Source organism: Streptococcus mitis, from assembly GCF_901542415.1.
Classification (GTDB): Bacteria; Bacillota; Bacilli; order Lactobacillales; family Streptococcaceae; genus Streptococcus; species Streptococcus mitis_BL.
On sequence record NZ_CABEHV010000004.1, the window covers coordinates 279,327 to 293,709 of the forward strand.

General features: G+C 38.7%; 19 protein-coding genes and 1 tRNA gene. 13 read left to right on the plus strand and 7 right to left on the minus strand.

Annotation, left to right across the window (positions count from 1 at the left end; all coding sequences use genetic code 11):
• Nucleotides 1-28 precede the first annotated feature (28 nt).
• Complete coding sequence (locus FQT24_RS01625) at nt 29-829, minus strand: GH25 family lysozyme (RefSeq protein WP_143951985.1); 801 nt, start codon at nt 827-829, stop codon at nt 29-31.
• A 155-nt stretch (nt 830-984) separates the two neighbouring features.
• Here FQT24_RS01625 and glmU point away from each other — a divergent pair, with 155 nt between their 5' ends.
• The 7 genes from glmU (at nt 985) to FQT24_RS01660 (ending at nt 6,979) form a co-directional block, all read left to right on the plus strand.
• Complete coding sequence (glmU, locus tag FQT24_RS01630; protein WP_143951986.1) at nt 985-2,364, plus strand: bifunctional UDP-N-acetylglucosamine diphosphorylase/glucosamine-1-phosphate N-acetyltransferase GlmU; 1,380 nt, start codon at nt 985-987, stop codon at nt 2,362-2,364.
• Between the two features lie 9 nt (nt 2,365-2,373).
• The gene (locus tag FQT24_RS01635) at nt 2,374-2,919 is read left to right on the plus strand and encodes an NUDIX hydrolase (RefSeq protein WP_143951987.1); all 546 of its coding nucleotides are present in this window, start codon (nt 2,374-2,376) and stop codon (nt 2,917-2,919) included.
• An 11-nt stretch (nt 2,920-2,930) separates the two neighbouring features.
• Entirely contained in the window at nt 2,931-3,242 is a 312-nt protein-coding gene (gene macP / locus FQT24_RS01640; RefSeq protein WP_049532083.1) for a cell wall synthase accessory phosphoprotein MacP, read from the plus strand.
• A 16-nt stretch (nt 3,243-3,258) separates the two neighbouring features.
• Complete coding sequence (locus FQT24_RS01645; RefSeq protein WP_143951988.1) at nt 3,259-3,951, plus strand: 5'-methylthioadenosine/adenosylhomocysteine nucleosidase; 693 nt, start codon at nt 3,259-3,261, stop codon at nt 3,949-3,951.
• A 76-nt stretch (nt 3,952-4,027) separates the two neighbouring features.
• The gene (gene rocS, locus FQT24_RS01650) at nt 4,028-4,519 is read left to right on the plus strand and encodes a chromosome segregation protein RocS (protein WP_000021242.1); all 492 of its coding nucleotides are present in this window, start codon (nt 4,028-4,030) and stop codon (nt 4,517-4,519) included.
• A 97-nt stretch (nt 4,520-4,616) separates the two neighbouring features.
• Complete coding sequence (locus FQT24_RS01655; protein ID WP_143951989.1) at nt 4,617-5,207, plus strand: 3'-5' exonuclease; 591 nt, start codon at nt 4,617-4,619, stop codon at nt 5,205-5,207.
• 8 nt (nt 5,208-5,215) lie between these two features.
• Nucleotides 5,216-6,979, plus strand: a complete 1,764-nt coding sequence (locus tag FQT24_RS01660; RefSeq protein WP_143951990.1) for a glycerophosphoryl diester phosphodiesterase membrane domain-containing protein — start codon at nt 5,216-5,218, stop codon at nt 6,977-6,979.
• Between the two features lie 72 nt (nt 6,980-7,051).
• Here the strand turns inward: FQT24_RS01660 and FQT24_RS01665 are convergent, their stop codons facing one another.
• The 3 genes from FQT24_RS01665 to FQT24_RS01675 form a co-directional block, all read right to left on the minus strand.
• Nucleotides 7,052-7,351 carry a YbaB/EbfC family nucleoid-associated protein gene (locus FQT24_RS01665; RefSeq protein ID WP_000981526.1) on the minus strand — a complete coding sequence of 100 codons (300 nt, stop codon included), beginning with the start codon at nt 7,349-7,351 and terminating at the stop codon, nt 7,052-7,054.
• A 192-nt stretch (nt 7,352-7,543) separates the two neighbouring features.
• Nucleotides 7,544-7,786, minus strand: coding sequence for a type B 50S ribosomal protein L31 (locus FQT24_RS01670; RefSeq protein WP_000710764.1), 243 nt, complete (start codon nt 7,784-7,786; stop codon nt 7,544-7,546).
• 95 nt (nt 7,787-7,881) lie between these two features.
• The gene (locus tag FQT24_RS01675) at nt 7,882-8,817 is read right to left on the minus strand and encodes a DHH family phosphoesterase (protein ID WP_143951991.1); all 936 of its coding nucleotides are present in this window, start codon (nt 8,815-8,817) and stop codon (nt 7,882-7,884) included.
• Nucleotides 8,818-8,920: 103 nt separating this feature from the next.
• Between FQT24_RS01675 and FQT24_RS01680 the strand changes: the two genes are divergently transcribed.
• The 6 genes from FQT24_RS01680 (at nt 8,921) to FQT24_RS01705 (ending at nt 11,020) form a co-directional block, all read left to right on the plus strand.
• On the plus strand, nt 8,921-9,364 hold the full coding sequence (locus FQT24_RS01680; RefSeq protein ID WP_143951992.1) for a flavodoxin: 444 nt from the start codon (nt 8,921-8,923) through the stop codon (nt 9,362-9,364).
• Between the two features lie 115 nt (nt 9,365-9,479).
• Nucleotides 9,480-9,746 (plus strand): chorismate mutase, encoded by a 267-nt coding sequence (locus FQT24_RS01685; RefSeq protein WP_143951993.1) that lies wholly within the window; start codon nt 9,480-9,482, stop codon nt 9,744-9,746.
• Nucleotides 9,743-10,117, plus strand: a complete 375-nt coding sequence (crcB, locus tag FQT24_RS01690; protein WP_143951994.1) for a fluoride efflux transporter CrcB — start codon at nt 9,743-9,745, stop codon at nt 10,115-10,117. Before FQT24_RS01685 ends, crcB (FQT24_RS01690) begins: the two co-directional genes overlap by 4 nt.
• Nucleotides 10,111-10,440 carry a fluoride efflux transporter CrcB gene (gene crcB, locus FQT24_RS01695; RefSeq protein WP_143951995.1) on the plus strand — a complete coding sequence of 110 codons (330 nt, stop codon included), beginning with the start codon at nt 10,111-10,113 and terminating at the stop codon, nt 10,438-10,440. The genes crcB (FQT24_RS01690) and crcB (FQT24_RS01695) overlap by 7 nt, the downstream gene beginning before the upstream one ends.
• Before the next feature lie 118 nt (nt 10,441-10,558).
• Nucleotides 10,559-10,906: a 50S ribosomal protein L19 gene (gene rplS, locus FQT24_RS01700; RefSeq protein ID WP_001068669.1), complete on the plus strand. Its 348-nt coding sequence runs from the start codon at nt 10,559-10,561 to the stop codon at nt 10,904-10,906.
• Between the two features lie 42 nt (nt 10,907-10,948).
• Nucleotides 10,949-11,020: transfer RNA gene (locus FQT24_RS01705), tRNA-Arg, on the plus strand.
• Nucleotides 11,021-11,187: 167 nt separating this feature from the next.
• Here FQT24_RS01705 and FQT24_RS01710 read toward each other — a convergent pair.
• The 3 genes from FQT24_RS01710 to FQT24_RS01720 are packed head-to-tail and all read right to left on the minus strand — an operon-like array spanning nt 11,188 to nt 14,352.
• Complete coding sequence (locus FQT24_RS01710; RefSeq protein ID WP_143951996.1) at nt 11,188-12,186, minus strand: SAP domain-containing protein; 999 nt, start codon at nt 12,184-12,186, stop codon at nt 11,188-11,190.
• A gap of 42 nt (nt 12,187-12,228) precedes the next feature.
• Nucleotides 12,229-13,035, minus strand: coding sequence for a sugar-phosphatase (yidA, locus tag FQT24_RS01715; protein ID WP_143951997.1), 807 nt, complete (start codon nt 13,033-13,035; stop codon nt 12,229-12,231).
• A 12-nt stretch (nt 13,036-13,047) separates the two neighbouring features.
• Nucleotides 13,048-14,352: an HD domain-containing protein gene (locus FQT24_RS01720; protein WP_143951998.1), complete on the minus strand. Its 1,305-nt coding sequence runs from the start codon at nt 14,350-14,352 to the stop codon at nt 13,048-13,050.
• Nucleotides 14,353-14,383: the final 31 nt, after the last annotated feature.

The window sequence follows — 14,383 nt, forward strand, 5'->3', positions numbered from 1 at the left end:
ATAAAAAGCAAATGATAAACAAATGCTTTTAAGGTTTTAAAAAGAGTTTTCTAAAGGTTTCTTCTTTGTTCTTTAAGGCAGAGATAACGTTGATATCCAAATCGTGGTCAAAGCCAGCAATTTTTCCTTTAGAAGTGTACTGATGAATGTCGTAATCTAAATCAGTCTTAGGAGTTGCCTCGTAAAATCCTGAGTCAGAACCATAGGAAGGAATCCAAACAGAGGTAAACTTATCTGTATCAATACTGTGTTCTTCCATGAAGTAGACCCCAACGTAGATTCCGATGTTTTTGGCACCTAGGGATTCTAGCTTTGCCCGAAAGGCTTCAACCCCATCGTTCATATTGGACATGGTTTTGTCTTCCACATCTAGCCAATAGTAGCTAGGGCTGTATGGAGATGAAGCGTTATAAAAAACTTCAGCAGCTTTTTCCATTTCCTGTACATTTTTTCCAGCTACATAGGCATAGACACCAACTGGGACATTTCGTTTTTGAAACTCCGTGATATGGGTTTTAAAGGCCTTATCAACACCATTAACATAGGAAGCATCGTTCTCTTTGGACGTTTGAGCACCACTATGGACGCGAACAATAGCTCCAGAAATGTTTTGGGAGAGAGTATCGTAATTAATTTCCTCAGGACGTTGCCAACCAGAAACATCAATTACCGGTTTATCTATATTGTGTAGCGCTTGTGTTTCTACTTGCGCGATATTTGACTTTGTTTTTACAGGATGGTCCTCAAAACGAGGGCGATTCAGGATTAAAATGAAAATTATAATCCCAAAAAAACCAAATAAAATAAGCGGATTAATTTTCTTTCTCATATCTCATAATTTTACCTTAAAAATGGAAAAAAATCAAAAAAAACACTCAAAAAATGGGTTAAGGAAAGGACTTTAGAGCATTTTTTCATTCAAGAGCGCGGAATGATTTGAAATATGGTATAATAAAAGGGAATTTCTAGAGAAAAGAGAAGATTATGTCAAATTATGCCATTATTTTAGCGGCGGGTAAAGGAACTCGCATGAAATCTGATTTGCCAAAAGTGTTGCACAAGGTTGCGGGTATTTCTATGTTGGAACATGTTTTCCGTAGTGTGGGAGCTATTCAGCCTGAAAAGACAGTAACAGTTGTCGGACACAAGGCAGAATTGGTTGAAGAGGTCTTGGCTGGACAGACAGAATTTGTGACTCAATCTGAACAGTTGGGTACTGGACATGCAGTTATGATGACAGAGCCTATCTTAGAAGGTTTGTCAGGTCACACCTTGGTTATTGCAGGAGATACTCCTTTAATCACTGGTGAAAGTTTGAAAAACTTGATTGATTTCCACATCAATCATAAAAATGTGGCCACTATCTTGACTGCTGAAACAGATAATCCTTTTGGCTATGGACGAATTGTACGTAATGATAATGCTGAGGTTCTTCGCATTGTTGAGCAAAAGGATGCTACAGATTTTGAAAAGCAAATCAAGGAAATCAACACTGGAACATACGTCTTTGACAACGAGCGTTTGTTTGAGTCTTTGAAAAATATCAATACCAATAACGCTCAAGGAGAATACTATATTACAGATGTTATTGGTATTTTCCGTGAAGCTGGTGAAAAAGTTGGCGCTTATACTTTGAAAGATTTTGATGAAAGTCTTGGGGTAAATGACCGCGTGGCTCTTGCGACTGCTGAGTCAGTTATGCGTCGTCGTATCAATCATCAGCACATGGTTAATGGTGTTAGCTTTGTCAATCCAGAAGCAGCTTATATCGATATTGATGTTGAGATTGCTCCTGAAGTTCAAATCGAAACCAATGTTACCTTGAAGGGTCAAACGAAAATTGGTGCTGAGACTGTTTTGACAAGCGGTACTTATGTAGTGGACAGCGTTATTGGAGAAGGAGCTGTTATTACCAACTCTATGATTGAGGAAAGCAGTGTTGCAGACGGTGTAACTGTTGGGCCTTATGCCCACATTCGTCCAGGATCAATTCTGGGTGCCCAAGTCCATATTGGAAACTTTGTTGAGGTTAAAGGTTCTTCTATCGGCGAGAATACTAAGGCTGGTCATTTGACTTATATCGGAAACTGTGAAGTGGGTAGCAACGTTAATTTTGGTGCAGGAACCATTACAGTCAACTATGACGGAAAAAACAAATACAAGACAGTTATCGGTAACAATGTTTTTGTTGGTTCAAATTCAACCATTATTGCGCCAGTTGAATTAGGTGACAATTCCCTCGTTGGTGCTGGTTCAACTATTACCAAAGACGTGCCAGCGGATGCTATTGCTATTGGTCGCGGTCGTCAGGTTAATAAAGATGAATATGCAACACGTCTTCCTCATCATCCTAAGAATCAGTAGGAGCCTATCATGGAATTTGAAGAAAAAACGCTTAGCCGAAAAGAAATCTATCAAGGACCAATATTTAAACTGGTCCAAGATCAGGTTGAATTACCAGAAGGCAAAGGAGTTGCCCAACGGGATTTGATTTTCCACAATGGGGCTGTCTGTGTTTTAGCAGTAACGGATGAACAAAAACTTATCTTGGTCAAGCAGTACCGCAAAGCTATCGAGGCTGTCTCTTACGAAATTCCAGCAGGAAAACTTGAAGTAGGAGAAAATACAGACCCTGTCGCAGCAGCCTTGCGTGAATTAGAGGAAGAAACAGCCTATACAGGGAAGTTAGAACTCTTGTACGATTTTTACTCAGCCATTGGCTTCTGTAATGAAAAACTAAAACTATACCTAGCCAGCGATTTGACAAAGGTGGAAAATCCACGTCCGCAGGATGAAGATGAAACCTTGAAAGTCCTTGAAGTGAGCCTAGACGAAGCCAAGGAATTGATCCAATCAGGTCATATCTGCGATGCCAAGACAATTATGGCTGTTCAGTATTGGGAATTGCACAAAAAATAGAGGAGGTCAGTATGGGTAAACCTTTATTAACGGATGAAATGATTGAAAGAGCTAATAGAGGCGAAAAAATTTCAGGTCCTCCTTTGCTAGATGATGAGGAGACCAAGATTTTACCAACTTCATCTTCCCGTTTTGGTTATGCCAATCCTAAGGGGCATGGCTTTAGTCAGGAAACCTTGAAGATTCAGGTCGAACCGTCTATTCATAAAAGCCGTCGCATTGAAAATACCAAGAGAAATGTCTTCAATTCTAAGTTAAATAAAATCTTATTTGCAGTCATCTTTCTCTTGATTTTGCTTGTCTTAGCAATGAAACTGTTGTAATAGAAAAGGAAACGAAATGAAAATAGGAATTATTGCGGCTATGCCAGAAGAACTGGCTTATCTGGTCCAGCATTTAGACAATGCCCAGGAGCAAGTTGTTTTAGGCAATACCTATCACACAGGAAGCATTGCCTCGCATGAAGTCGTTCTTGTAGAAAGTGGAATTGGTAAGGTCATGTCTGCTATGAGTGTGGCGATTTTGGCTGATCATTTTCAAGTGGATGCTCTTATCAATACGGGATCAGCTGGGGCAGTAGCAGAAGGCATTGCTGTTGGGGATGTTGTGATTGCTGACAAATTAGCCTATCATGATGTGGATGTCACAGCTTTTGGTTATGCTTATGGACAAATGGCGCAACAACCGCTTTATTTTGAATCAGACAAAACCTTTGTTGCTAAAATACAAGAGAGTTTATCTCAATTGGACCAAAACTGGCACCTTGGTTTAATTGCTACAGGAGATAGTTTTGTTGCAGGAAATGACAAGATAGAAGCGATTAAGTCTCATTTCCCAGAAGTTTTAGCCGTTGAGATGGAGGGGGCTGCTATTGCACAGGCAGCGCATGCTCTTAATCTTCCAGTCTTGGTTATCCGAGCTATGAGTGATAATGCCAACCATGAAGCAAACATCTCTTTTGATGAGTTTATTATCGAAGCTGGACGTCGCTCGGCCCAAGTCTTATTAGCCTTTTTGAAGGCCTTAGATTAAGCGAAAATTTGACAGTTTTTCTAGCTTATGATAAGATTTAAGTAAAGAAAAGCTAGAAAACGTTTCAGAGGATATTATGAGTATTGAAATGACCGTCAGTGAGATTGCAGAGGTCTTAGGATTATCTCGCCAAGCAATCAATAACCGTGTCAAAGAATTACCAGAAGAAGACACAGATAAAAATGACAAAGGGGTAACAGTCGTTACCAGAAGTGGCTTGATTAAGCTAGAAGAAATCTATAAAAAAACGATTTTTGAAGATGAGCCTGTCAGTGAAGATGTCAAGCAACGTGAACTGATGGAGATTCTGGTTGATGAGAAGAATGCAGAAATTCTACGTCTCTATGAACAATTAAAGGCCAAGGATCGTCAGTTATCAGAAAAAGACGAGCAGATGCGTATCAAAGATCGTCAGATTGCTGAGAAAGACAAACAACTGGATCAGCAGCAACAATTGACCCTTCAAGCCATGAAGGATCAAGAAAATCTTAAGCTAGAGCTGGACCAAGCAAAAGAAGAAGTCCAATCCACTAAGAAAGGCTTTTTTGCTCGTTTATTTGGAGGATAATCAAGGAGCTGTTTAGGTTACATGCTAACCTGATGGCTTCTTTTGTTTGTGAATGCTATAGTTGATTAGAATAGAGACAGTAGAGGAGAAGGATAGAATGGAACGATTAGAAGAGTACATTGCTTTTGACTTAGAATTTAATCAGCATGAAGGGCAAACACACCTGATTCAAGTATCGGCAGTGCGTTTTAGAGATGGTCAGGAAATTGATGCTTATGATTCCTATGTTCATACCAGCGTTCCCTTAAAGAGTTTTATCAATGGTTTGACAGGGATTACAGCTGAGACTCTAAAAGATGCTCCACCAGTTGAGGAAGTTATAAAAGAATTTCAAGAGTTTGTAGATTCTTTACCAATGGTGGGGTACAACGCTGCTAAAAGTGATTTGCCTATTTTAGCGGAGCATGGTTTAGACTACAGCCAGCAGTATAAGGTGGACTTGTATGATGAAGCTTTTGAACGTCGGAGTTCGGATTTACACGGTATTGCCAATCTCAAATTGCAAACAGTTGCCTCATTTCTTGGATTTCAAGGTCAGTCTCATAATAGCTTGGAGGATGCTCGTATGACGGCGCGTGTTTACGAGTCCTTCTTAGAGTCAGATCAAGCTAGAGAATTGTTAGAGACGGAAAGTAGCCTATCAAACAATCCTTTTGGAGGCTTGGACTTGTCTCAATTATTTGACTAGGAGTGCCTATGAAACCTGAAAAACCTAAAAATCTAGGTTTTAAGCAGATATACTTTAATCTAGATAAAATACTCTTTCTCTTTTTCTTGATATTTATGATGATTGAGTTTGTCTGGTTACCACTTAATTCTTGGATTGCTGGACTGTTGCTCCGTCAGACAGGTTATCTCTTTCTTTCCTACAATAATATTTTCGCTATTATAAAGGGTTCTCCCTTTGTTAGTCTTGCTTTATTTGTTCTGGTAATCGTTAATTTACTGGTCGCCTATTACCAGATAGGACTTCTCTTTATTGGTGCTCGGCATTTATTATGCCATGAAAAAAGGACTTTGCTGGAGTACAGTCGTAAGGTCTTTCGCCAAAGTTTCTTGTTTATGAAGCAAGTCACGATTTTCAAAATGACCTTTATTTTCTTTTATATCATGATTCTTTTTCCATTGATTCGAAAGATTTTAAAGATTTATTATCTTAATAAAATTGTGATTCCGGAATTTATTGTAGCCTATGTAGAAGATAAATATTGGTTAGTCGGTTTGGTAGTCACTGTTCTGGCCTTACTACTGTTTTACATTTCAGTGCGTTTGATGTTTGCCCTACCTCAGCTTTTATTTGAGAAGAAAACAGTCAAAGAAGCAGTCAGATACAGTCTAGAAAAGACAAGAAAGTACTCCTGGTTTTATACTTGGAACTTGCTTTGGATTGTCGTCAAAACCTACCTATTTTTCATTCTTTTATTGATTCCAATCTTGGCAAGTCAGGCACTGATGGATGGTTTGACCCATAAGGAATCTCTTGTACTGGGAATTATCAACTTTGTCTTGATTAAAAATTTCCACTATATAGCCTTGACTTACTTTCTCATTAAGTTTGTTTCCTTCTTAACAGGAGAAGAACTAGAAATCACACCAAGGAGAAAGAAAGACCATTGGATGAGATGGGGAGTGATGGGCTGTGCTTGTATCTTTTTCACTCTTGAGGGTTATGTTTATTTAGAAGCTCCAGTCGCCAATAAACCTTTAATCATTTCTCACAGGGGAGTATCTAATAAGAATGGTGTGCAAAATACCGTTCAATCACTAGAAAAAACCGCTCAGTTATCTCCAGATTTCGTTGAGACAGATGTTCAGGAAACAAAAGATGGCCAGTTTGTCATGATGCATGATGCCAATATCAAAAATTTGACAGGTGTTAATGCTAATCCACAGGATCTAACTTTGAAAGAATTAACCAAACTTGATATTTCAGAAAATGGTTATCATAGCAAGGTGTCTAGTTTTGATGACTATCTCAATAAAGCCAATGAATTACATCAAAAACTTCTTATTGAGATTAAAACCAGTCGAAAAGATAGCCCAGATATGATGAAACGATTTATGGAAAAATATGGAACGGTTCTTAAGCAGAATGGTCATCAAATGCAATCTTTAGACTACCATGTGATTGATCAGGTTTTAGCCTACGATTCTCAAATTCCAGTCTATTTCATCCTACCTTATAATAGTATTTTTCCAAGAACCAAGGCTACAGGTTACACCATGGAGTATTCAACTTTAGATGAAAATTTTGTCAACAAGCTTTGGAATACAGATCAGAAATTGTACGTTTGGACCATCAATAGTTCAGAGTCCTTTGATAAATCAGTTCATTTAGGAGCTGATGGCATGATAACGGATGATTTGGAAATGATTCAAGATCAAGTTACCATTGCCCAAGAAGACCCAGAGTATACTGAATTGCTTTTCAAACAGGCCATGGAATTCTTTAATTTTTAGTAAGCAAAAAGAGGAACAGTTGTTCCTCCCACGATAGGCAAGTATTCATTTGAATGCTTGTTTTTTTAATGCTTAGAATGGCAATTTCCCAGCGAAAGCACCCAGTTTTTTCTTTGTAGTTTCATCAATTTGTTCAAGAGCAGAGTTGATGGCCTGAACGGTCATATCAGAAAGAGTTTCAAGGTCTTCTGGGTCAACGACAGCTGGATTGAAGTCAATGCTGACAACTTTTTTGTCACCTGTTAAGGTCGCTTGAACAAGGTCTTGAGCAGATTTGCCAACAAATTGCATAGCAGCAAGTTCAGCTTGACTTTGTTCCATTTGTTTTTGAAGTTTTTGTGCTTGGCGCATCATGTTTTGCATGTTCATCATGGTGATTTATAGTTTCCTTTTATCTTATTTTCTTTTTTATTTTATCAATTTTGAGGCTAAAAGTCTATTGTTAGTATAAATCCCCTAACATTAAATTACCGAAGAGATTTTCTAAGAGTATGAGTCTAGAACATAAAAATAGCAGTTGATTTGAAGAAACAAAAAAGAACAGCCGAAGCTGTCTTTTTATCATTATTTGAGACCGTATTTTTTGTTGAAACGATCCACGCGTCCATCTGCTTGAGTGAACTTTTGACGTCCAGTGTAGAATGGGTGTGAGTCTGATGAAATTTCCACACGGATCAATGGGTAAGTTTCGCCTTCGAACTCAACTGTTTCGTTAGAGCGTTTTGTTGAACCGCTAAGGAATTGGTAACCAGTAGTTGTGTCCATGAAGACAACTGGGCGATATTCTGGATGGATATCTTTTTTCATTTTGCAATATTTCCTTTCTGCCATGGTCTCTTTGCGAGCCATAGATTGTTACCATACTAGTCTATCAGATTCTGAAAAGTTTGGCAAGTATTTTATCAGTTTTTAAGCAAGTTTTTTAACTTTTGGTAGATGATTTCGTTTTCTTCAAGACTGTAGGAATTAGCACCGCTTGCTAGAGGGTGACCTCCACCATCATGTTCCTTGGCAATTTCATTGATAGGATGAATTTTACTGCGTAAGCGGACACGGTAGTGGCCGTCAGCCTGCTCCACAAAAATTCCCCAGAGACTCACACTGTCAATGCGTCCAGGTGCACCGACAATGGCTGCAGTTTCAGCATCGGTTACATTGAATTGTTTCAAGACTTCTTGACTCAGGATAACGCGAGCTACACCATTTTCATCCACTTCCAGATGGTCGTAGATGTAGCCTTGCAGTTTAGCAATTTTGTAACTCATAGTGTCCATTTTGCGGGTGAGGGCCGCAAAGTCAAAGTTATGTTCTCTCAAATAAGCGGCCAGTCGAAGAGTCCGTGCAGTTGTAGAAGGATAAAGGAAGCGACCTGTATCACCAACAATTCCTGCAAAGAGCAACTCAGCAGCACGATCTGACAAGGCCAGTTGAGTTGTTTGGGCAAATAGGGTAATCATCTCACTAGCGCTACTTGAACTAGTATCGACCCAAGACAAGTCACCGTATACATCATCATTTGGATGGTGGTCAATCTTAATGAGAAAATCACCTTGACTATAGCGCTTATCATCGATTCGAGCAGTATTCGCCGTATCACAGACGATGACAAGTGCCCCTTGGTAGACACTATCTTCAACAAGATCCATCTCAGCCATCCAAGTAAGAGTTGGTTCATCATAACCAACGGCTTTGATGGTTTTTTCAGGGAAATGATATTCTAGCAAGGCTTTCAAGCCCACTTGACTTCCCAAGGCATCAGGGTCTGGTTTCATATGACGGTGAATGATAATGGTGTCGTATTCTTTAATTTTTTCTAAAATTTGATGGCAAATTTCCATAAATAACCTCAATTCTTTCTCATTTCATTGTAGCACAAGAATTTTTATTTTTAAAATGAAAAAGATGTGATATAATGGAGAAAGATAAATTGAGGAGGACGATATGACATTAGCAAAAATTGTATTTGCCAGTATGACCGGTAATACCGAAGAAATTGCAGATATTGTAGCAGACAAATTACGTGACTTGGGCTTGGATGTTGATGTTGATGAATGTACAACTGTTGACGCTTCAGACTTCTTGGAAGCAGACATTGCTATCGTTGCGACCTATACTTATGGTGATGGAGAATTGCCAGATGAAATGATGGACTTCTACGAAGACCTAGCAGACCTCAACTTGAATGGTAAAATCTACGGAGTGGTCGGCTCAGGAGATACCTTCTACGATGAATTCTGTAAGGCTGTCGATGACTTTGACCGCGTTTTTGTAGCGACAGGAGCAGAAAAAGGTTCAGAGTGTGTTAAAGTTGATCTTTCTGCCGAGGAGGAAGATATTGAACGCTTGGAACAATTCGCAGAAGAATTGGCTGCTAAAGTAGGATAAGCATAAACGTGCGCTGATGCAATCAATCAGTGCATTTTTCTTACCGTGACTTGGGATTTTACTAGCCTATTTGGTGGCTTTTTGATACAATAATTCAAATAAAGGAGGAGACACTATGGATTTAGAGAGTATTCGGCAAGAGATTGATCAAATCGACAACCAAATTGTCAAACTGTTAGAAGAACGAATGCATTTGGTTGAGGGTGTAGTTGCTTATAAGAAAGCATCAGGTAAACCGATTTTAGATACCAAGAGAGAAGCAGTTATTTTTGAAAAGGTCAGAAATCGTGTAGAAGACAAGCGCTATCAGGAGACCATTGTCGCAACATTTACGGACATACTCAAACGTTCGCGTGATTATCAGGATCAAAATATCAAATGAAAAAAGAACAATTTTATCCGCTAGGAATTTTTCTAGCTGCCATGGTGGGCGGATTGGTTCGCTACCTAGTTTCCACTTGGTTACCAGCCAGTCCTGACTTTCCTTGGGGCACCCTTCTTGTTAACTATCTAGGAATTTTCTGCTTGATTTACCTTGTCAAGGGATATCTAGTCTATAAGGGGACAAGTAAAGGTGTTATTTTAGCACTGGGTACAGGTTTTTGTGGAGGTTTGACAACCTTTTCCAGTCTAATGCTTGATGCTGTAAAATTACTGGATACAGGGCGTTATCTTAGTTTAGCCCTGTATTTGCTTTTGAGCATCGGTGGAGGCTTGCTCTTGGCTTACTATTTGGGGAGGAAGAAATGGTAATCGTCTATCTTGCAATTGCTTGTGGCTTCGGAGCTTTAGTGCGCTATTTCTTTTCCCGATATAATCAAGCTTCTAAATTGCCCCTCGGAACGCTAATAGCCAATCTTTTGGGTTGTTTTTTAATTGGATTATTCTACAATCATGTGGAATCTAAGGAAGTCTATGCTATTTTAGCAACAGGATTTTGTGGAGGTTTAACAACTTTTTCTACCTTGAATGATGAACTGCAAAGACTGCTAAGTGATAAGAAGGTATTTTATTCTTACCTGACTTTGACCTACCTAGGTGGTTTGATTGCGATTTTTTTAGGAATTCTGCTATAAATTTCTTTACTTTTTTGTGGAAATTTGGTAAACTGTATTTTGTGTGTAATGGACGCACAAAAATACAGTTTATCCGCTGAGGAAGTTTCCTCAAGATTGACAAAGATAGGAGAATAAAATGAATCCATTAATCCAAAGCTTGACTGAAGGTCAACTTCGTACAGATATCCCATCATTCCGTCCTGGTGACACTGTTCGTGTACACGCGAAAGTTGTCGAAGGTAACCGTGAACGTATCCAGATTTTTGAAGGTGTTGTTATCGCACGTAAAGGTGCTGGTATCTCAGAAAACTACACAGTTCGTAAAATCTCTAACGGTGTAGGTGTTGAGCGTATCTTCCCAATCCACACTCCACGTGTTGAAAAAATCGAAGTTGTTCGTTACGGTAAAGTACGTCGTGCGAAATTGTACTACTTGCGTGCTCTTCAAGGTAAGGCAGCTCGTATCAAAGAAATCCGTCGTTAATTCGACTAAAAAACTCTGCTTTTTCAGCAGAGTTTTTATCTAGCTCCCTTAGTTCAATGGATATAACAACTCCCTCCTAAGGAGTAGTTGCTGGTTCGATTCCGGCAGGGGGCATGTAATTAGACATCAAAGAAGTTTGTCAAAAAGTCTTTGATATTAAAAGAACGCATAATATAGGGGATTTGTCTCCATAATATTATGCGTTTTATTATTGAAAAATTTGGGCAATCATCAGATAAAATTGAGACTATATCGAGTATATAAATGTTTGTATAATTAATTTATTCAACATCGTCAAGTTCTAAATTATTTGAAGGACTATAACATTCATATTTCTTTAAGTAATTGTTTATTTCTTCAGCAGTAGAACAAGGTAAATTAACTCTTAAATAGTCAATATCTTCTTTAGATAAAAAATGATTTGCATTCAAAATTGAGAAGCGAAATAATGCTTCATCAAAAGCAAAATCATAATCGTCATCAGATAATGATTCCATTAATGTTTGAATATGTTTTAGTGAGTAGTCAGGTATCGAATCGGGATAATATACTGGATAATCAGTGGCTGAAAAATTGTTTTCTAATCCTGAACTAGTAATTATCAAAGATTCTATGTAATATATTAAAGAATGTTTAATATTACCTTCTTGTTCCAAATGTCTTCCTTGAGCCTTTCGTGTGTTAGATAAACATCCAAAATCTCCTGATACAGTATTCCTATGAGCTTGTTTATTTAAGAGACTCCATTTTATATCACCAAAAGTTGCTTTAAAAGAGATATTATTTTTTTCTTTACAATAATCTTCCATAGTTATGTCTTTATCATAGTATGCTTTGATATAGTCTCTATGTTCGATAATAAGATTTTGTGCTTCTTTTGTTAGTTTAAATTCGAACGGAATATCTAATTTGTCAACGTTGATATTATTAATTATTCTTGTAATTAATTCTGCTTTTTTTCCAGAAGTAGGTAAATTATGTTTAGATAATATAGTTTTTAATTCTACTACTTTAAGATATGATAAAGTCTTATTTTTAGTGAAGTATCCTAATTTGTATAATTGATTGTGTGTAGATTCAGGGTCAATTTGAAGAGAGTATTTAAAATATCTTGGGAAATTATAATTTCTCCCTGTTTTTTGAGTCCAATCTATGAGTATGAGTTGCCCAGGAGTAAGGCCGCACTCTAATTTGTTTAGGTAAAAATTGTTACAATCAGAATTTGTGTCTCTATTATGATTATTTTGTTTTAAATTAAATAGTTTGCTAAAAAAATTCATTGGATTTTATTGCTAATCAATTCTTATTGAAAAATGATACTTTTACAGTACCCATGTACGGATGGCATGGGCAACACCGGATTCGTCATTTGTTTTAGTGATGTATTTGGCGATTTTTTTGATTTCTGGATTTCCATTTTCCATGACAACAGGGTTACCAACGACTTCCAGCATGGCACGGTCATTTTCTTCGTCACCAATAGCCATTGTTTCATCTTTGGTCAATCCGAGTTTTTCAGCTAAGTGGGTAATAGCTGAACCCTTGTCTACATTCTTTTTAAGGAGTTCGAGGTAGAAAGGAGCAGATTTGTTGATGGAGTAGCGCTCGTAAAATTCGGCTGGTATCTTTTCAATCGCAGCATCGAGGATTTCTGGTTCATCGATGAACATACATTTGACAATTTCTTTGTCAGCCATTTCTTCAGGAGTGCGGTAGAAAATCGGCATGCTGACGAGGGTTGATTCGTGCACAGTGTATTTTCCGATATTGCGATTGGCTGTGTAGATGCCGTCCTTGGTAATAGCGTGCATGTGGACACCGAGCTTACGACTGAGAAATTCTATATCAAGATAATCCTCATAGGTCAAGGATTCGCTGATAATCTCATGTCCTGTAGCAGTTTCTTGGACAAGGGCACCATTGAAGGTCACAACATAGTCACCCTCGTCTCTCAACTGCAAGTCGTCCAGAAGTTTGGCAACACCTGCGATAGGGCGACCAGTTGCAATGACGACTTTGACACCAGCTTCTTTGGCATCTTGGATGGCAGAAAAGACTTCAGGAGTGATTTCCTTTTGGCTGTTAACTAGGGTTCCGTCGATATCGACGGCGATTAGTTTAATACTCATAAATTTCCTCTTCTAGTTTTTATTTGGGGTAAAATGATCGTTCTCAATCAAGTGTAAAAATTGCTGGGTAATGCTTGCGAAGATACTGTTTTGGTCCAACATTTCTTTTGGAAAATAAAAGCGATTATCTCCGTGACGACTGCCAGCAAGGGATTGGACGATAGGAGACAGGCTAGAGAGTTCGGCCAGTTCTCCATTTTTTTGTAAAATCTCAATCTGTGTCCGTGGATTTTCAGATTCGGGACGATAGATATCATAAGGGAGGTCAAAGTTCTTATGAATGGCAGTATAGTAGTCGGGATCAAAGCCGATGTCTTCAACCAATTTTCTCATGCTAGCGAGTTTGTCTTGGTCTTCTTGTGAAAAAGTAATGGATTTAAAGACCTTGCGGTTGACAAAGCGTTGCGACAAGTCTGCGAGAATCTTGTCAGGACTGGTCATCCAGAGCTGGAAGTAGGTGTTCATCACACCATCATCCAGAGCCAGATAGTCAGATAAAGTTACATTTTTTTCGAAGAAAGGCAGGAGATGTGGAGAAGTTCGTGCAAAGAAATCCTTGTCCTTAGGATAGAGTTCCTTGGCGCGCTTGAGGAGATTCTGTAGGAGAACTTCCATAGCGCGTGTTGCAGGGTGGAAATAAACCTGCATATACATCTGATAGCGACTGAGGACATAGTCTTCGATGGCGTGCATGCCATTGCGTTGAAAGGCAATACCATTTTCGACAGGACGAATGACTCGGAGTATGCGAGTTAGGTCAAATTCCCCATAGGATGCTCCTGTAAAATAGGAGTCGCGCAAGAGATAGTCCATGCGGTCTGCATCAATCTGACTAGAAATGAGTTGCACGACCTGCTTGTTAGGATAGGTATGGTCGATGACACTGGCTACCTTTTCTGGAAAATCTGGCGCCACTTGTAGAAGAACTTGGTGAATCTCCGTTTCAGGACTTTGGATAATCTCCTGAGTAATAGCTTCGTGGTCTGTATCAAAGAGATTTTCAAAAGTATGGGAGTAGGCACCATGTCCAAGGTCATGTAGGAGAGCAGCGGTCATGGTCAAGAGAGACTCGGCAGGATTCCATTCTTCAGGATATTTTTCTACAAAAATCTCTGTGATACGTCGTGCAATTTCATAGACTCCTAGACAGTGAGAGAAGCGACTGTGTTCTCCACCGTGGAAGGTATAACTGGAAGTTCCCAGTTGCTTGATTCGACGCAAACGCTGAAATTCTTTTGTATTAATCAAGTCATAGATGATTTGATTATTGACATGGATGTAGTTGTGAACTGGGTCACGGAATACTTTTTCGTTCATATGACCATTATAGCAAAATCCTGCTCTTTTT